The 17,513-nt window shown below is 54.9% G+C and carries 14 protein-coding genes; 8 read left to right on the forward strand and 6 right to left on the reverse strand.

The genetic code is table 11. From position 1 onward, the window contains the following. The first annotated feature begins 30 nt into the window (after positions 1-30). The 5 genes from nadE (at position 31) to V8L70_RS00565 (ending at position 6,531) form a co-directional block, all read left to right on the forward strand. Complete coding sequence (gene nadE, locus V8L70_RS00545) at positions 31-852, forward strand: NAD(+) synthase (protein ID WP_101147710.1); 822 nt, start codon at positions 31-33, stop codon at positions 850-852. Positions 853-941: 89 nt separating this feature from the next. Continuing rightward, complete coding sequence (locus V8L70_RS00550) at positions 942-2,087, forward strand: exonuclease SbcCD subunit D (RefSeq protein ID WP_101147711.1); 1,146 nt, start codon at positions 942-944, stop codon at positions 2,085-2,087. Next, positions 2,084-5,149 (forward strand): AAA family ATPase, encoded by a 3,066-nt coding sequence (locus tag V8L70_RS00555; RefSeq protein WP_101147712.1) that lies wholly within the window; start codon positions 2,084-2,086, stop codon positions 5,147-5,149. The genes V8L70_RS00550 and V8L70_RS00555 overlap by 4 nt, the downstream gene beginning before the upstream one ends. Before the next feature lie 153 nt (positions 5,150-5,302). Continuing rightward, a complete protein-coding gene (locus tag V8L70_RS00560) occupies positions 5,303-6,046 on the forward strand; it encodes a tellurite resistance TerB family protein (RefSeq protein WP_101147713.1) in 744 nt (247 codons plus the stop codon). Then, positions 6,046-6,531: a phosphatidylglycerophosphatase A family protein gene (locus V8L70_RS00565; RefSeq protein WP_101147714.1), complete on the forward strand. Its 486-nt coding sequence runs from the start codon at positions 6,046-6,048 to the stop codon at positions 6,529-6,531. The genes V8L70_RS00560 and V8L70_RS00565 overlap by 1 nt, the downstream gene beginning before the upstream one ends. Before the next feature lie 81 nt (positions 6,532-6,612). Here V8L70_RS00565 and V8L70_RS00570 read toward each other — a convergent pair whose 3' ends face one another. The 6 genes from V8L70_RS00570 to V8L70_RS00595 all read right to left on the reverse strand — a co-directional run bounded on the left by V8L70_RS00570 (position 6,613) and on the right by V8L70_RS00595 (position 12,741). Next, positions 6,613-7,995, reverse strand: coding sequence for an NAD-dependent succinate-semialdehyde dehydrogenase (locus tag V8L70_RS00570; protein WP_101147715.1), 1,383 nt, complete (start codon positions 7,993-7,995; stop codon positions 6,613-6,615). 249 nt (positions 7,996-8,244) lie between these two features. Next, complete coding sequence (locus V8L70_RS00575; RefSeq protein ID WP_101147716.1) at positions 8,245-9,039, reverse strand: IclR family transcriptional regulator; 795 nt, start codon at positions 9,037-9,039, stop codon at positions 8,245-8,247. Positions 9,040-9,135: 96 nt separating this feature from the next. Beyond that, a complete protein-coding gene (locus tag V8L70_RS00580) occupies positions 9,136-10,356 on the reverse strand; it encodes an NAD(P)/FAD-dependent oxidoreductase (RefSeq protein WP_198556142.1) in 1,221 nt (406 codons plus the stop codon). Between the two features lie 85 nt (positions 10,357-10,441). Further along, positions 10,442-11,170, reverse strand: a complete 729-nt coding sequence (locus V8L70_RS00585) for an amino acid ABC transporter ATP-binding protein (RefSeq protein WP_101147718.1) — start codon at positions 11,168-11,170, stop codon at positions 10,442-10,444. Next, positions 11,167-11,832 (reverse strand): amino acid ABC transporter permease, encoded by a 666-nt coding sequence (locus V8L70_RS00590; protein WP_101147719.1) that lies wholly within the window; start codon positions 11,830-11,832, stop codon positions 11,167-11,169. The genes V8L70_RS00585 and V8L70_RS00590 overlap by 4 nt, the downstream gene beginning before the upstream one ends. A 120-nt stretch (positions 11,833-11,952) precedes the next feature. Then, entirely contained in the window at positions 11,953-12,741 is a 789-nt protein-coding gene (locus V8L70_RS00595; protein ID WP_198556143.1) for an ABC transporter substrate-binding protein, read from the reverse strand. Positions 12,742-13,147: 406 nt separating this feature from the next. On the opposite strand from V8L70_RS00595, the gene V8L70_RS00600 reads away from it, so the two are divergent. From V8L70_RS00600 to V8L70_RS00610, 3 genes are all read left to right on the forward strand, one after another. Then, positions 13,148-14,320, forward strand: a complete 1,173-nt coding sequence (locus V8L70_RS00600) for an iron-containing alcohol dehydrogenase (protein WP_101147720.1) — start codon at positions 13,148-13,150, stop codon at positions 14,318-14,320. 76 nt (positions 14,321-14,396) lie between these two features. Then, the gene (locus V8L70_RS00605) at positions 14,397-15,818 is read left to right on the forward strand and encodes a hypothetical protein (protein ID WP_101147721.1); all 1,422 of its coding nucleotides are present in this window, start codon (positions 14,397-14,399) and stop codon (positions 15,816-15,818) included. Positions 15,819-15,912: 94 nt separating this feature from the next. After that, positions 15,913-17,511, forward strand: a complete 1,599-nt coding sequence (locus tag V8L70_RS00610; protein WP_101147722.1) for a sigma 54-interacting transcriptional regulator — start codon at positions 15,913-15,915, stop codon at positions 17,509-17,511. Positions 17,512-17,513: the final 2 nt, after the last annotated feature.

A 17,513-nucleotide genomic window follows, 5' to 3' on the forward strand; every position in this document is an offset into this window, starting at 1 on the left:
TCTATCCGTAACCGGGAGGCAGGAAGCCACATGACTGACCAAGTAACTCAGCAGCGTATCCAGGCAGATTTGCAGGTAAAAGCATCGATTGAGCCGCAGTATGAAATTGAGGCGCGCGTCGATTTTCTGTGCAGCCAGATGATAGAGACAGGACAGAACGCGCTTGTGTTGGGGATTAGCGGCGGGGTGGACTCCACCGTTGCTGGTCGTTTAGCTCAACTGGCCGTCGAAAAGGCCCGCGATAAAGGGGTTGAGGCACGCTTTTATGCCATCCGGCTGCCTTACGGCGAGCAGAAAGATGAGGATCATGCTCAACAGGCACTAATGTTTATTACCCCTGATGAAGTGCTTGATATTAATGTGAAGCCAGCCAGTGACGCCTTGCTAGCGTCCTTGGAGGAGGGTGGATTAACGTTTCAAGATGCCGCCCAACGCGACTTTGTATTAGGCAATATTAAGGCGCGTCAACGAATGGTGGCGCAGTACGCGGTTGCTGGCGCCAAGTCGGGTTTAGTGGTGGGGACCGACCAAGCAGCAGAAGCATTGATGGGCTTTTTCACCAAGTATGGTGATGGCGCCTGCGATCTGGTGCCGCTGACAGGACTTACCAAAGGACAGGTGAGAGAGGTCGGTGCTGCGTTAGGAGCGCCCGCTATACTGGTAGAGAAACAGCCCACTGCAGATTTAGAGTCGCTTAAACCTCAATTGGCTGATGAAGAGGCATTAGGCGTCACTTACACCGAAATCGATGCCTTTCTTACCGGTCAGCAGGTTAGCGAACAGGCCTACACCACCATTACCAACACCTATCAACGCACCGATCATAAACGCCAGCTCCCCAGAACGCCGTAGCGGCATTTTTTACAAGCTCAACGCCAGCGCTAAACGCAGCGCCAATAGGTTGCTATGATGCCGCGACACTATTGGCTGTTGAGCTTGTTATGCGTTTACTCCACACCGCTGATTGGCACCTGGGTCGGCTATTTCACAACCTTTCGTTGCTGGAAGACCAGCGCCATGTGCTTAACCAGCTCATCGAGATAATCGACCGGGAAAACGTCGATGCGGTGCTGATTGCGGGCGATATCTATGACCGCTCGGTTCCGCCTTCGGCGGCGGTAACGCTGCTCGACGAGGTGCTACATGCGCTATGCGAGGTGCGCAAGCTGCCGGTCATCATGATTTCAGGCAACCATGATGGCGCCGAGCGGTTGCGCTTTGGCGCGCGCCACCTGCGCCAAGCCGGGCTGCATATTCTCTCCGATTTAGCTGAGTTCGCCACGCCCGTCACGCTGACCATTGACGGCATCGAAGTGGATATATTCGGCATTCCTTACGCCGACCCTGAGCATGTGCGCAGCCAGTTTAACGTGGAAGTGCGCGACTTTGACGCTGCCCATCGCTATTTGGTCGAGCAGATTAGCGAGCGCCGCCATGCAACACGCCCCTGCCTACTGATGAGCCACTGCTTTGTAGATGGCGGCAGCGCGTCTGATTCGGAGCGCCCGCTAACGTTAGGCGGTGCCGAAAGCGTGGCCTGGGAGCCTATGCGGCACTTTGATTACGTGGCGCTTGGTCACCTGCACGGCCCCCAGTATCGCGGCGGTGAACATATTCGCTATAGCGGCTCCTTGCTCAAATACAGCTTCTCAGAAGCCAGTCAGAGCAAAGGCGTCACGCTGGTGGAAGTAGGCGCGAGCGGGATAAAGCACATTGAACAGATTCCGCTAATACCCAGCCGTGAAGTGCGCGTATTAGAGGATGAGATTGATACGCTAATCGCCCAGGGAAGAACGGACGCACAAGCAGATGACTACTTGCTAGTGCGGTTGACCGATCGCCACGCCATTCTCGACCCTATGGGCAAGCTGCGTGAGGTGTATCCCAATGTGCTGCATCTGGAAAAGCCCGGCATGCTGGAAGCACGAGGCACTCAGCAACTTGACCGCGAGCGGTTACGCTTTGATGCCCTAGATATGTTTAGTGACTTCTTTACTCAGACCAGCGGTGATGCCATGAGCGATAAGCAGGCTAGTGCCATGGCCGAGTTGATTAGCCAGCTGCAGCGCGATGAGGCCCAAGAATGACGCCGTTAACCCTTACCATGCAGGCCTTTGGCCCTTTCGCGGGTACGGAAACTATTGATTTCACCGTGCTTGGTAGAAGCCCGTTGTTTTTGATTAACGGGCCCACCGGGGCGGGCAAGAGCTCGATTCTCGATGCGTTATGTTTTGCGCTCTATGGCCAAACGACGGGTAATGAGCGTGAACCTTCTCAGATGCGCTGTGACCAAGCGAACGCCACGCTGCTAACGGAAGTTACGCTTGATTTTCGCTTGCGCGGGGCGGATTACCGAGTGCGCCGCGTACCTCAACAGGAGCGCCCCAAGGCACGTGGCGAAGGCACCACTACGCATAACGCGGAAGCGCAGCTATGGCGCTTAAACGCGGATGGCGAGGTAGAGACCTGCTTGGTGGCGCGCAAAGTCAACGATGCCACCGCTGAGCTGCAAACCTTGATAGGCCTGGATGCCAACCAGTTTCGCCAAGTGATGGTGCTGCCCCAAGGCAAGTTTCGCGAATTGCTGATCGCTGACTCCAAAAAGCGCGAGGAGATTTTTTCCCAGCTGTTTCAAACGCAAATCTTTCAGCGTATTGAAGAGCGTTTGCGCCTTCAGGCCAATCAGATAGAACGAGAAGTGAAAGAGCATCGCCAACATATCAGTGGCATTCTCGCCGGTGGTGAGCTGGAGAGTGAAGCTGCTTTAGAGCAAGAGCTGGAAGCGTTGACGCCCCAGGTTGAGCAAGCGCGAAAGGACTTCGAAACCGCCCAACTGCAGCGACGTAAAGCCGAAAAACAGCGTGATGATGCCCAGGCACTTCAGCGTCAGTTTGAAGCGCGGGAGAGCTTGGCGGCTGAAAAAACGCGTCATCTTGAACAGCAGGGCCAGGTCGTCAGCATTCAAGACCATTTGACCCAAAGTGAACACGCACAGGCGTTGCGCCCCCAGCGTACGGCGTTAACCCAAGCGCAGCAGGCGCTAAGCACCGCGCACGCGGAACAGCAGCAGGCAGACGCCGCACTGAGCAGCCAGCGCACTAGCGCGGAGCAGGCACAGCGTGCATTTGAGGCGGCCCGCGAGCGTCAGACAGGGCTCCCTGAGCTGCGCGAGCGTCATCGCCAGTTGAGCGAGTTTATTCAAAAAGGCCAACAATTAAGCGAACTACAGGCGCGATTCCAAACGGCACAGGCCGCTTGGCAACAAGCTGACGGTGCCCTCAAGCGCGATGAGGAGCAACTGGACACCATTCGCCAACAGGGCGAGGCGGCAGGCGTTAATCTCGAACGGTTACAGGCGGAACGCCAGCAGCTGGCCAGCGCCCCTGTCGAGCTAAACCGCTATGAAACGCTGCTAACCCAACGTAAAGAGCTGGATGCGCTAATCGACCAGGGACGCGAGCTCACCACGCAACAACAGCAGGCAACGGCAGCACTAGACCAGCGGCGCAGCGAGTCAGAGCAGGCGGAACGCTTCGCTACCGAGCAGGAGATGCGGTGGCATCAAGGGCAGGCTGCGCTGTTAGCGCTCACTCTTGAGGACGATGCCCCTTGCCCTGTCTGCGGCAGCCTGGCGCATCCGACCCCGGCCGTTAATAACGCAGACATCGTCACCAAAGAGCAGGTGGAAAACGCGCGCTCAGCCCAGGCGCAGGCCCGTCAATCTTTCCAGGGCGCTGAACGCCATCACCAACAGCTAGCGCAGCAGATAAGCTACCACAGCGAGCAAGTGCAGCGACTCAATCAGCAATTAGGCGAGTGGGCTAGCCAACCGCTGAATGAGCTACAAAAAACCTGCGATGAGTTGCATCGCCAGGTCGCTCGGCAGTCAAGCATTGAGCGAGAGCTTCACCAACAAACCACTGCCCGTGATGCGCTACGGCGTGAGTGGGGCGCACTGGATAAACAGCTTAAAGCCCAGCGGCCCGCGGTTGAAAAAGCCAAAGAGGACGCGTTAAGGCTAGAAAGCCAGCGCGATCAGTTGAGTCAGTCGCTGCCTGACGACGCTCGTGATCCTGCCGCAATGCAAAAAATGCTCACGGAACTCGAGCGCCAAGTTACCCAAATTGAACAAGCCTGGGATAGTGCTCAGCTGGCGCTGACGAACAGCCAAACCCAACTGGCACGAGCAGACGAGCAGCTAAGGGGAGCCAGCGAGCGAGTCGAGCAGGCTAAACAAACACTTGAACAGACCCAAGCAGAGTGGCAGGCAGCGCTTCTGGCCAGCCCCTTTGAGGATGAGGCTGCCTTTCAGGCAGCCCAACTGGATGACGCTCAGCGTCAGGAGCTCATTCATCAGGTAGACACGTACCAGCGTCGTTTGGCCGAATTAGAAGGGGCGCTGCAGAATTACCACGCTCAACTGGCTGAAAAAACGCCCCCCGATTTGGCTGCGCTTTCTAGTCAAACCGAGGCCGCCCAAGCGGAAGAAAACTCCCAGCTAGAGGCGTGGCGGACGCTGGATGGACGCTTAACCACACTGCATGGCATCCGCCAAAAACTGGCTAAGGCTCACACGGCTCAGGCTGAACTTGAAGCCCAGTATCAGGTGTGGGGCACGCTAAGCGAAGTCGCTAACGGTCGCACCGGGCATCGCATTAGCCTGCAACGCTTCGTGCTCGGCGTGCTGCTGGATGACGTACTGATTCAGGCTTCTGAACGGCTAGTACGCATGAGCCGCGGGCGTTATCAGTTGGTGCGCCGCGAGGACCCCACTAAGGGCAATAAAGCGTCAGGCCTTGAGCTAGATGTGGCTGACACTTACACCGGCAAGAACCGTTCGGTAGCAACGCTTTCCGGCGGGGAGTCTTTCATGGCAGCTCTGTCGTTAGCGCTGGGCCTTTCGGATGTAGTGCAGGCTTACGCTGGCGGTATTCAACTGGATACGCTATTTATCGATGAAGGGTTTGGTAGCCTCGATCAGGATGCTCTGGATCAAGCCATTAACATGCTGAGCGAACTGCAAATGGGCGGGCGTATGATTGGCGTAATCTCCCATGTCAGCGAACTCAAAGAGCAAATGCCAGTCCGTATAGACGTGCGTGCCAGCCGGCACGGGAGCTCGGTGGAAGTGAAGGGCGCACTTCTTTAATTTCTAAGGTATTTAAAGACTCAGGCATTTAAAGGCTATGACATTTAAAGCCCAAGCCAGCGTTAGTTCATGCTGCGTTCATATAGAATGATTTATAAAGTGTGTTAATCGACAAACGAGCTCTAAAGATAATATCAACTTAGGAGTGCAAGGATGAACGCAAGCAAGATTTTACAGCAGCTGATGCAGCAAGCCGGCGGCAGCCAGAAGGGCGGCAGTAGCAGCGGTGTCGATGTTAAAGGCATGCTGAGTGGGCTTTCTAAGCAATTAGGCGGCGGTAGCAGTGGCCAAGGAAGCGGCTCTTCTAGCGGCTTCGATGTTAAAAGCCTGCTCGGTGGCGGCGCCATGGGCATGTTAGTAGGCTCTAAGCGCGGCCGCAGCATGGGTGGCAAAGCGCTTAAATATGGCGCCATTGCCGGGGTAGGCATGCTGGCGTGGAAAGCTTGGCAAAGCTCTCAGGCGGCAAAAACTGACAGTGGCCAGCAGAATACTACCCAAAATGCGTCAGAGGGCGAACGGGTTGAAGTGCTCAGCGGTGAGATCCAAGAGCGCCGCAGCCTGGAGCTACTGCAGGCTATGATTATGGCGGCACGCGCCGACGGTCACATCGATGAGCAGGAACAGGCGTTGATCACCGAACAGATCGATGCCTTAGGTGCCGATCAAGAGATGCACAACTGGGTAGAGCGGCAGCTAAAAGCACCGCTGGATGCTCAGGCCCTGGCACGTGAAGCGGACTCTCCCCAGGCAGCACGCGAGATGTACCTGATCAGTGTGGCCGTGACCGATGACCAAAATCCTATGGAACGTGCCTGGCTGGATCAGTTGGCTAGCGCGCTTAATTTACCTAAAGAAATGACAACTGAACTTGAGCGCCAAGCCGAGCAGGCGGGTTAATGCTGGATACGTTTAATTTTTGGTTAGCGACGGGCTTTGGACTAGGGCTAGCGCCGATTGCACCCGGTACGTTTGGCTCTCTGTTGGGGATTCCCTTGGCGTGGTGGTTATTGAGCCGCCCATTGGGCCAGCAAGGGATCGTTATGGCGGTTCTGTTGGTGCTGGCAGTGCCGGTTTGCCACGTTGCCGCCTGGCATTATGATGGGTTGGATCATGGCAGTATTGTCGCCGACGAGTATGTCGCCTTTCCGCTCGCGGTGTTTGGGTTAGCGGCAGCGCGGCATCCCGTGGTAATGGCGCTCGGGTTTGGTGTTTACCGCTTCTTTGATGCGTTAAAGCCGCCACCGATTCACCTTACTGAGCAGTTGCATGGCGGTTTTGGTATTGTGATGGACGATGTGGTGGCTGCCTTGGTGACGTGGGTAGTGATGGCGATAGGGCTAAAAATTTGGCAGCGCCGTCTCTCTCAACAAAGCGTCGATTAACCAGTAAAAGCGCCGCAAGCCTGGGAAAACAAGGTTTGCGGCGCTATTTTTTTACTGCTTATAGGCTAACGAATTAGCGCATTACTCTTGAACGACAATCACCGACTTAGCATTAACGAACTCAAGCATGCCAAAGCCGCCGTGTTCACGCCCATAGCCGGAGTTTTTCACCCCGCCGAAGGGCATTTCCGGTGTGGCGACACCAAAGCCGTTGATAAACACCATGCCAGTATCGAAGTACTTGCTGGCAAGCTCTGTCGCGCGCTTAACGTCTTTAGAGATGATGCCGCCACCCAGGCCGTAACGGCTGTCGTTGGCGATACGCATCGCATCTTCATCATCTTTGGCGCGAATCAGCGCTGCAACCGGTCCAAACAGTTCGTCGTCGTATGCTGGCTGACCAGGGGTCACGTTATCCAGCACGGTGACCGGGTAAAACGCGCCTTTACCGGATGGCTTTTCACCACCGCAGAGAATCTTCGCGCCTTTGCGAACGCTCTCTTCCACTTGGTCGTGAAGACCATCGCGCAGGTCAACGCGGGCCATGGGGCCAAGGTCGCTACCTTCTTGGGTCGGGTCACCGGCCTTTAGCGACTGCATGCGAGCTACATAGCGCTCTTTAAACGCTTCATAGTTCTTTTCAGTCACTACAAAACGCTTGGCAGCTACACAGGTTTGGCCGCCGTTGTAGACACGCCCCTGAACGCAGGTGTCGATCGCTACATCCATGTCGGCATCATCAAGCACCAGATAAGCATCGTTAGATCCCAGCTCAAGCACGGTCTTTTTGAGGTGCTCAGCGGCTTTAACGGCCACTTTACGACCCGCGCCGTCGCTGCCTGTGAGCGTAACACCGCGCACTGCAGAGTGAGCGATGACTTCGTCGGAAGTGTCATGAGAGATCACGAGCGTGCGGAAAACGTTCTCGGGAAGTCCCGCTTCACGATAGATCTTTTCCAACAGCAGTCCGCTACCCGTCACGTTTTCTGCGTGCTTCAACAGGACGCCGTTACCCGCCATAATATTGGCAATAGAGTAGCGAACTACTTGATAAGCGGGGAAGTTCCAGGGCTGAATGCCGTAAATGACGCCCATGGGTGAATAGGTCACAAAGCCACGCTCGCCATTGCCCGGCTGACGCTCTTCATCGGCTAGCTTCTTAGGACCGTGTTCCGCGGTGTAGTCACAAATAGCGGTACACAGATCGACTTCCTGACGCGCTTGTTCAGGTAGTTTGCCCATCTCTTTGACCATCAGGTCAGCAAGCTCTTCTTTGTGCGCTTGCATCGCTTGGCCAATCGCCTTCACCGTTTTGGCGCGGCTTTCGAGTGACTCCAGGCGCCAATCGAGAAAAGCATCGTAGCAGGCATCGACTACTTGCTTGGCTTCAACACTGCTCATGAGTGCGTAAGTATCGAGTGCTTCACCGTTAGTCGGGTTAATCGTCGTGATGCTGTTGCTCATAAGATCTCCTATCTATAGATCAATGTGTTGGTCATGACGTCCAGCTCCTGGACGCTTAATCGACCGGTCTATTTCTAATACAGGACCACTCTAGTACAAACTGAGCGCCTCTGCATAATAGAGGTACTCAGTGTCGGGCATTGATTTAGTCAATCAGTTCCTTTTATTGCTCATTGAATTTTTATAAGTCTATTTTGTTTCTCCGAGGTGTAATGGTGATTTTAAAAATATTCGGCGTAATCAATAGTTTTAGCTACGCATGCGGGCCGCTTTGGTAATGGCGCGGGCACACTCCATTAACGAGGGCGCGAGCTGTTCCAGGGCGCGGTCGAGGGTCCACCGGCTGCTAGGGGTGGTGATGTGCACGGCAGCGACGGGAGTACCCGCAGCGTTGCGTATCGGCGCGGCAATATTGATATCGCCGAGAAAGTATTCGGCGTCGTTCCAGGCGACCCCGCGTGAGCGGCATTCACGGATCAGCTCGCTAAGGGTGTCGATATCGGTAATCGTATTGGGCGTATGGGCCTTTAGCTCACAGGCGGTTAAATAGTCGTGAACGCGGGTGTCGTCCATCGCCGATAAGTATGCTCTTCCGGAGGCGGAGCAGTACATTGGCACGCTGCTGCCCACCGGCATATGAATGGGAATGTAGTGGCGGCTGGTAAAACGGGCCATGTAGATCATATCGAGCCCGCAGGGTTCGGTGAGCGACACGGTTTCCAGGCAGCTGTTGCTCAGTTCCGAGAGGTAGGGGTTGGCGCAATCGACCAGTAAATCGGCTTCCAAATAGTTGGCGGAGAGGGTCATCAGGCGGATGCCGAGCCGGTATTTGCGGCTGGAGGGGGCTTTGACCAGGTAGCCGAGCTGTTCGAGCGTGTGGGTGATGCGCTGCACCGAGCCCATGCTCAACCCTGAAAACTTGGCAATTTCTGAGAGGCTGAGCTCGCTGTGCTGGGCGTCAAACAGCTCAAGCAGGTCAAACGCTTTCGCAAGGGATTGATTGAACTGCGGCGAGCGTGGTTCGTTGGCGTTGGCGTGCTTCATGCTTTTATAGGGTTCCTTACGTGTTCCCCTTGGGGGCGAGGCCGCAAGGGGAGCGTATCAACATCTTGTGTGTTGGTGTGGAAGCGTCTGGGCGGTTTAGCGCTCCAGCCAGTCTCTGGCCCGATAGTAATTGACCACCGTTTCAACATACAGCCTTTGTAGGCCGTGCAGGGGAATCGGCTTGATGGGGGTTATGGGAAAAGGTAGGGCTTCCTCCAGCGAATGTTCACCGAGGTGTTCTCCCAGTAATTTACCCAGATGGCTACCCATGGCAACACCTCGGCCGTTATAGCCCAGCGCCACGGTGAGCCCTGGCTGGGGTTCGTGTACATGTGGAAGCGAATCCTGGGTGATGGCGATACGGCCTGCCCAGCGAAAGGCGATCTCTACGTCCTTTAGCTGTGGGTAGAGTTTGATAATGGCGTTTTCGAGGTGCCGAAAGTCGTTGGGCTTACGCGGGTCGTTGAAGGAGCCTCGACCGCCCATCAGCAGGCGGCCGTCTCGGTCGCGGCGAAAATAGAGCAGCAGCTTGCGGGCATCCGACGCCACTTCGCCTCCGGGCAATATTTGGCTGCCTTCCTCTGCCGTGAGGGGGCGGGTGGCGATCTGATAACTGTTGGCGGCGATCAGGCTGCTGGCAAGCTTGGGTTGCAGGGCGTCGCTGTAGCCGTTGGTGCAGAGTAGAACCCGTTCTGCCTGAATTTCCGCACCGCCTTCCGCCGTGACGCGCCAGCGCCCTTCGGTGCGGGTCAGCGAGGTGACGCGGGTGTGTTCATGCAGCCTTGCTCCATGTTCATGCGCTGCCTGTGCCAGCCCGCGGGCGTAGGCGAGCGGATTTAGCCCGCCGGCCCTGGGGTCTACCCAGCCGCCAAGATACTCTGAGGTGCCGAGACGCTCCGCGCACTGCTGCTGGTTTAACCAGGCGATCTCTACGCCGCGTGATTGCCATTGGCGGGCGCGGGATTCAATCGCTTTCAGGCTGGCGTGGGTAACGGCGGGTTGAATCCAGCCGCGCTGTTGGGCGTCGCAGTCAATGTTGTGCTGCTTTATCAGGTCAAACACCACATCGGCATTGTGGGCTGAGAGCGCGATCATGCGTTCTCCGCGTTCTTCGCCATAGCGTGTGATCAGTTCATCCGGGTCGTATTTGAGGCCGGGGATGACTTGGCCGCCGTTACGGCCGGAGGCGCCCCAGCCGATGCTTTCGGCTTCCAGTAACACTGTGCTGATGCCGCGCTTGGCGAGGGCCAGGGCGGCGGAAAGGCCGGTAAAACCGCCGCCGATGATCACCACATCGCTGCGCTGAGCGCCCTGCAACGCTGGGTAGTCTCTGCCCGCGGAGGCTGTGTCAGCCCACAGGGAGGGGGGGCATATGAGATGAGTTTGCCATCCTTGGTCTCCGTTAATGGTTTAGCACACGACGCAGGAAATCCTGGGTGCGCTCGTGGGTAGGCTGGGTAAGCAGCGTGTGGGCATCGCCGGATTCGACAATCTGTCCGCCATACAAAAAGCAGACGCGGTCGGCGACTTCCTTGGCAAAGCCCATTTCATGGGTGACGACCACCATGGTCATGCCTTCATTGGCCAGGTCGCGCATGACGGTTAACACATCGCCCACCAGTTCGGGGTCGAGGGCGGAGGTGGGTTCATCGAACAGAATGGCTTCCGGTTGCATGGCCAGGGCGCGGGCAATGGCGACACGCTGCTGTTGGCCGCCGGATAGCTGCTGCGGGTAGGCTTCGACTTTGTCACCCAGCCCGACTTTCTCCAACAGCGCGATGGCGTTGGCGTGGGCGGTTTCACGGGGTTCGTTTTTGACGAAGATCGGCCCTTCCATCACGTTTTCGACCACCGTGCGGTGGGGGAACAGGTTGAAGCGCTGGAAAACCATGCCGACTTGGGTGCGCAGGTCGTTTATATCCTTGCTGGCCACATCAACCTGACGGTCGTTGATCGTAATGCTGCCTTGGTCATAGGACTCCAGCCCGTTGATACAGCGAAGCACCGTCGATTTGCCAGAGCCCGAGGGGCCAATCAGACACACCACTTCCCCCTTGGCGACGGTTAGACTGACCCCTTTGAGCACTTCTACATCGCCGAAGGATTTGTGAATAGCGTTGATGTTGATCATGCTTTACCTCCTTTCGCCGACTTTCCGAAATAGCGCTCTAGGCGGTTAACCCCAAAAATCAGCGGTAGGCTAAGGCAGAGGTAGAGCAGGGCGACCAGAGTGTAGACCGTGGTGTTCTGAAAGGTGGAGGCGGCAATTAACTGCCCGGCCCGGGTCATTTCGGCGACAGTGATGGTGGAGGCTAGCGATGAGTCTTTCAGAATCATGACGGCCGTATTGCCATAGGGTGGCAGCGCAATGCGTATCGCCTGGGGCAGTACGACGCGGCGCATGATGAGCTTGCTTTTCATGCCGATGGATCTGGCGGCTTCAATTTGCCCTGCTTCAATCGCTTCGATACCGGCGCGGAAGTTTTCCGCCTGGTAGGCGCTATAGGCGACGCCAAGCCCGATAATACTTGCCTGGAAGGCGCTAAGTTGTATGCCGAGTTCGGGGAGTACGAAGTAGATATAAAACAGTTGAACGATAATCGGTAGGCCGCGCACCACATTGATGAAGGTGCCTGCAGTGAGCGACAGCGCCCGCACGGGCGAGAGCTTCATCAGGGCTAAGAGCAGGCCGAGCAGGGTGCTTAGCAGTAGGGCGCCAATGGTGATCTGCACCGTAATCAGAGCACCTTTTAATAGAATGGGTAGAAAGGCGGTGATGTCCGAAAACTCCATGGGAAGCCTTTATTTTGCATGCACTTCTTCAACTACCCCCGAAGAGGCAGTGAAGCAGTGCTGGGGTGATCATTAGCAGGCTGTTTCGTTAACGCTGCCGGTGGGTTACCTGGGTGTGGTTTACAAGCCCCACTCTTCGAAGATGGCATCGAGAGTGCCATTCTCTTTCAGGTGAGCAAGCGAGGTGTTCACTTGTTCCAGCAGTTCGGTGTTTTCCTGGTCAACCGCAAAGCCGATATGGCCAACCATTTCCTGCTCGTAGTTGTCTGCTAGCTGGAGTTCTGGAAAGCGGTCTTGGCTGAGGTGGTAGCTCATGATGGGGGCATCACCGACACCCGCCACGATGCGGCCTAACGAGATGTCACGCATCATGTCTGCCCAAGAGTCGTAATTGCGGATCTCTGGAAAAATGCCCATGTTGTTGAGCTGTTCGACGTAGGTGGTACCGACCTGGGCGCCAGTCACTTCGCCTGAGAGGTCTTCCAGTGTGTTGATCTCGCCATCGTAGTCCTGACGGGTAACGACCCCTTCGCCATAGGGGTAGACATCATCGCTGAACGCGACCTGTTTGGCGCGCTCTTCGGTCTTCAGCATTGCGGCGGAAATTATGTCGATATGCCCAGCGGTCAGCGAGGGTATCAAGGCGTTGAACTGAGACTCCTGAATAGTGACCTCATAGCCCATATCTTCGCCCAGTGCATTGACCAGATCGACCATCGCGCCGGTGATCTCATTGGTTTGCACGTCCAGGAACGTAAACGGAATCCCGCTTGGCGTTCCGCCTGCTTTTAGCACTTCCTGTGCGTTTGCCGTAGTAGCACCAAGCGATAAGGCTGCGCCCAGTACCGCCGGTAACAGCATCGCTTTTTTAAAGTGAAGAAGAGGTTGGCTGTTGGATGTGCGTTTCATTGGGTCACCATTGAGAGTGTTGGGGATTGTTATTTACGCCTTGTTAAAAGCTATTCGGTAACGTCATTTCAGAGCCTAGGTGAGTTTTATTTATCGGCAAGAGTTATTATTTATCGCATAGCGATAAAAATATCTGACATGTTTGTTTGAAGGGCGTAGTTACCTTGCTCGGGCCAATATGTGGTTACGTTGATGAATTAAGTCATCAAAATGTCGCTATTCGATGATTTTTTGCATCCCATATACCTGCATGATTTTATCTTTAATTTTTTTATCAATTAAATCAGTTGGTTGTTTGTTTTTTTTGGTTGGCATGGCGTTTGCTAAGTAAAAAATAGCCAGCGTTATTCTCGGTTTGATAATTGAGCTGGTAAAACCACCAATAAAAGCTAATAGGAAGCGCCATATGCAGTTAACTAGCTTTAATCAAGTGAGTAGCTTTAAAAGCGCCGGGAAGCTGATTACCGGCCATGGGGCCGCTCAGCAGTTGCAGCCTTATGTTCAATCGTTGGGTATGCAGCGCCCCTTAATCGTTACCGATAGTGGTGTGGTGGCTTCAGGCACGCTGGATATGATTACTGAGCAGCTCACGGCACTAAAGGTGACCTATGAGGTGTTTGATCAGGTAACGCCCGAGCCGGAAGTAGAAATAGTCGAAATGTGCACCCGTGCTTTCAATGCTGGCAAGCACGACAGCGTCATCGCTGTAGGCGGCGGGAGTGCCATGGACATCGCTAAGTGTGTAGCGGTATATGCGCACTACGAAGGTCCGCTGGAGGCGTTGTTTGGCGAGAACAAGGTTGACCAACGCACAATACCTTTGATCGCCATGCCCACCACGGCGGGCACCGGTTCTGAAGTGACCAATATCGCGATTCTGTCGGATAAAGCCCAACAGATGAAAAAGGGCATCGTCAGTGACTGCTTATTACCGGATGTCGCGATTGTCGCCCCTGAGCTTACGTTGAGTTGCCCACGTTCTGTGACAGCGGCCAGCGGGGTGGATGCGTTAGTCCATGCAGTGGAGGCGTATCTATCTAACTTTGCCACGCCGATTACCGATGCACTGGCGGTTAAGGCAATGAACCTCATTGTGCATTCGCTCCCCAAGGCGTTTGCCAATCCCAACAATCTCCAGGCCCGTGAAGATATGGCCACCGGTAGCCTGCTGGCAGGCCTTGCCTTTGGTAATGCTGGCGTGGGCGCAGTCCATGCATTGGCGTATCCGTTAGGTGGGCGCTACCACTTGGCCCATGGGGTGACGAATGCGCTGTTACTGCCCTTCGTAATGGAGTGGAACAAGCTGGCCTGCGTCGAGCGCTTTCGGGGCATTGCGGTGGCCTTTGATGAACCCGTGGCTGGGCTTTCGGATGATGCTGTCGCCCAAGCGGTTATCCAGCGCATGCATAAGCTGTGTGCTGATGTGGAGATTCCTTCCGGTTTACGCTCGTTTGATATTCCTGAATCCGCCATTCCTGAGTTGGCCGCCGAGGCCATTAAGGTGGAACGTTTGCTGCGTAATAACCCGCGGGTATTAACGCTTGCGGATGTTGAGGCGATTTACCACGCCGCTTATTAATTCGTCGCTAATTAAAACGCTATAACGACAAAACGTTTATTAAAAATACTAACAACTTTAAACAGGAGTCCATGCCATGAGCGCTTGGAAGCAACGCGTTGACGGTGAAGAAAGCCCGTACACACCATTAGGGCCGTTTAAGCTACGCCTGCCGTTTTACCATTATCGTTTTGAACTGCCCGATTACCTGCAAGGGCTTTTGATGTGCGCGGTGGATCTTGCCGCGATCCCATTGATGATGCAGCTACTGGGCATGCCGTTTGAAGCGGCGTTGGCCATCGTCATTTTAAATGGCTTGCTTTATTTGCTGCATCACCTGTTGGGTGACCCTGTCATTCCAGGGTGGATCACACCTGCTATTCCGCTGTTGATGGCTTATGTGTCGACCTTTCCCGAGGGGGTAGACAGGGTGCATGCGCTGATTGCCTTTCAGATGATGTTGGGGGTACTGGCACTGGGCCTGGGGGTAACGGGTATGGCCAGTAAAGTGGTGCGGCTCATTCCTTCCGCCATTAAAGCGGGGGTCATTATGGGCGCGGGCTTAGCCGCCATAGTGGTGGTGTTTGATGAAGGCGGTCGTTTTGAGCAGTACCCCTTTACCATTGCGATTGCCGTAGGTGTCGCGTTTTATCTGATTTTCTCTCGCCATTTCAACAAGCTGAAAGCGCAGGGCGGCCTGTGGGGTGCCGTGGGTAAACTGGGTATTTTCCCGATTATCGTGCTGGCGATTGTGGTGGCTCCACTGTTTGGTGAAGCGCCCTGGCCAGACGTTGAGTGGGGCTTTAGTCAGCCTGATTTCGCGCTGATGTTCAGTGAATACACGGTATTTGGCGTTGGTTTACCTCCGTTGATGATGTTTTTAACGGCCATTCCGACCGTTATTGCGGCCTACATTGTGCTATTTGGCGATGTGCTTCAAAGCAAGGCACTTTTGGAAGAAGCTGATGAGAAGCGCCAGGATGAAAAAATCGACTATAACCCTAACCGCGCTCATATGATTTTTGGTGGGCGTAACTTTGGGATGAGTATTTTTGGCCCTGATGTGGTGATGTGTGGTCCGCTCTGGGCAGCGATGCATGTGGTAACGGTTGAGCGTTACAAGCAGGGCAAAGCGGCGATGAACTCTATCTTCGGTGGTTCTGGTTCATTTCGCTGGGGGACGAATACGGGGCTGTTGTTGCTGCCGATCGTGAGCCTGGTGGAGCCTATTCTAGGAATTGCGCTGGCGCTGACGCTGTTGATTCAAGGCTATGTCAGTGTGCGCATCGGCATTATGGAAGCGCGCAGCCAACGGGACTTGGGTATCGCGGGCATTATCGCGGCCATGCTGGTGATAAAGGGCGCTACCTGGGCCTTTGGGGTGGGCATTTTGCTTTGCGCGTTAATTTACGGTAAGCGCTTCTTCTCCGGTGAGGTGGATAAAACTTTCGTTAAGGATTGGGATGAGGCATCCCAGCCCGTTGAGGATCCTGAGCCGGAAGTGCCATTGCGCAAATAACAGTCTCTGCCTTTATAGTGGTTTAATCGCCAAAAGGTTGGAAAACCAGTGTTCACCGCTTAGGCGGTGGACCTGGCCTGTGAGAGGAACTGTTATGCAACGGATCGAAGAGGGGCTTTCACTGGAAACCGCACTGCCGTTATTTGATTTACACGGCACTGATGCGGTGGAAGTCTTTGATACCCAAGGTCAGGTCATTGGGGTGTTGACCCGTACCGATATCGAAAAGGCGCAGTGTGATGCGACGTTGGGCCAGTTGGTGGGCGAGTGTATTCGCTACCGTGTCACCGGTATTAAACCGCCGGTGGAAGCTGAAAGCGTAGATGCGTTTGGTTTTGACCAAGAGCCGATGCGTTCACTGTTGGATGCTTTGCATGACGGGGTTTATATCACCGATGCCAACGGTATTACGGTAACGATCAATAAAGCCTATGAACGTATCACCGGCATTTCGCGCGCTGAGGTAGTGGGCTTTCATATGGCGGATTTGGTGAAGGCAGGGTTTATTTCCAAATCCGCGTCGTTGGAAGTCATCCGTGAACGCCGCCCGATTACGCTGGCGCAGACTATCCATAACAGCCGCAAGATCGTAGTCACTGGAACGCCTATGTTCAGTGCCGATGGCTCGATTGCTTATGTGGTTACCAGTGTTCGGGATATCACTGAGTTGCTACTGGCGAAACATGCCCAAGAGCAGCTAGAGCAAATTCAGCGCATCCGCGAGGCATATAAAGTGCCCGAGGTTATGGCGCTAAGCGCGCCGGGGGTGATCACCAGCCAACAAACGGAGCCCTGCTTTGCGCTTGCCAGTCGAGTCGCGAAAACAACGGCGAAGATTCTGATTCAAGGTGAAACAGGCACCGGTAAAACGCTATTGGCCCGCTATATACATCAGCAAAGCGACCGTGCGGATGGACCTTTTATGGAGCTTAACTGTACGGCATTTCCTGAAGGGTTGCTGGAAGCGGAGCTGTTTGGTTACACCGCAGGCGCATTTACCGGGGCGTCCCCTAGAGGCAAACAGGGGCTATTGGATGTGGCTCATGGCGGTACGCTTTTTCTGGATGAAATTGGCGATTTACCTCTCGCACTGCAGGTAAAACTACTCAAAGTGGTGGAAGAGAATCGCTACTTGCCGGTAGGTGGGACAGCTTTTCGTCATGCCAACGTACGTCTGATTACCGCTACTCACCAGGATTTGAATGAACGAGTCAAGCAAGGGCTTTTTCGCGAGGATCTGTTTTATCGCATTAGCGTGGTGCCGCTATGGCTGCCCCCTTTGCGGCAACGGCGCGATGAGGTGATTCCATTGCTGAACTATTACCTAGACCATTTTAATCAGTTGCATGGGGTAGAAAGGGGTTGGAACCCCGAGGCGTTGGAGTTGCTTTCTAGCTATTCGTGGCCTGGCAATATTCGTGAGCTGATCAACTTAACCGAACGTTTATCCGTCACGGTTTTAGACGATGAGATAACCGCAACGGCACTGCCGAACGAGATATTCCCAAGCACTCTGTTTAGCCAACCGCCCGTGAGTGGTGATCTTCGCCAGCAGGTAATGCAGTTTGAACAGCAAGTCATTCAACAGGCGCTTACTCGCCATGGCACGACCCGAGCGGCAGCCGCTGCATTGGGCATCGATCAATCTACGCTGGTCAAAAAACAGCGACGTTGGCGTCAAGAACTTATCTAACC

It is taken from the genome of Vreelandella arctica, assembly GCF_037070215.1.
Taxonomy (GTDB): Bacteria; Pseudomonadota; Gammaproteobacteria; order Pseudomonadales; family Halomonadaceae; genus Vreelandella; species Vreelandella arctica.

Coding starts and splice junctions, on each gene's coding strand:
- nadE (WP_101147710.1), top strand. CDS start 31: ATGACTGACCAAGTAACTCAGCAGCGTATCCAGGCAGATTTGCAGGTA.
- V8L70_RS00550 (WP_101147711.1), top strand. CDS start 942: ATGCGTTTACTCCACACCGCTGATTGGCACCTGGGTCGGCTATTTCAC.
- V8L70_RS00555 (WP_101147712.1), top strand. CDS start 2,084: ATGACGCCGTTAACCCTTACCATGCAGGCCTTTGGCCCTTTCGCGGGT.
- V8L70_RS00560 (WP_101147713.1), top strand. CDS start 5,303: ATGAACGCAAGCAAGATTTTACAGCAGCTGATGCAGCAAGCCGGCGGC.
- V8L70_RS00565 (WP_101147714.1), top strand. CDS start 6,046: ATGCTGGATACGTTTAATTTTTGGTTAGCGACGGGCTTTGGACTAGGG.
- V8L70_RS00570 (WP_101147715.1), bottom strand. CDS start 7,995: ATGAGCAACAGCATCACGACGATTAACCCGACTAACGGTGAAGCACTC.
- V8L70_RS00575 (WP_101147716.1), bottom strand. CDS start 9,039: ATGAAGCACGCCAACGCCAACGAACCACGCTCGCCGCAGTTCAATCAA.
- V8L70_RS00585 (WP_101147718.1), bottom strand. CDS start 11,170: ATGATCAACATCAACGCTATTCACAAATCCTTCGGCGATGTAGAAGTG.
- V8L70_RS00590 (WP_101147719.1), bottom strand. CDS start 11,832: ATGGAGTTTTCGGACATCACCGCCTTTCTACCCATTCTATTAAAAGGT.
- V8L70_RS00595 (WP_198556143.1), bottom strand. CDS start 12,741: ATGAAACGCACATCCAACAGCCAACCTCTTCTTCACTTTAAAAAAGCG.
- V8L70_RS00600 (WP_101147720.1), top strand. CDS start 13,148: ATGCAGTTAACTAGCTTTAATCAAGTGAGTAGCTTTAAAAGCGCCGGG.
- V8L70_RS00605 (WP_101147721.1), top strand. CDS start 14,397: ATGAGCGCTTGGAAGCAACGCGTTGACGGTGAAGAAAGCCCGTACACA.
- V8L70_RS00610 (WP_101147722.1), top strand. CDS start 15,913: ATGCAACGGATCGAAGAGGGGCTTTCACTGGAAACCGCACTGCCGTTA.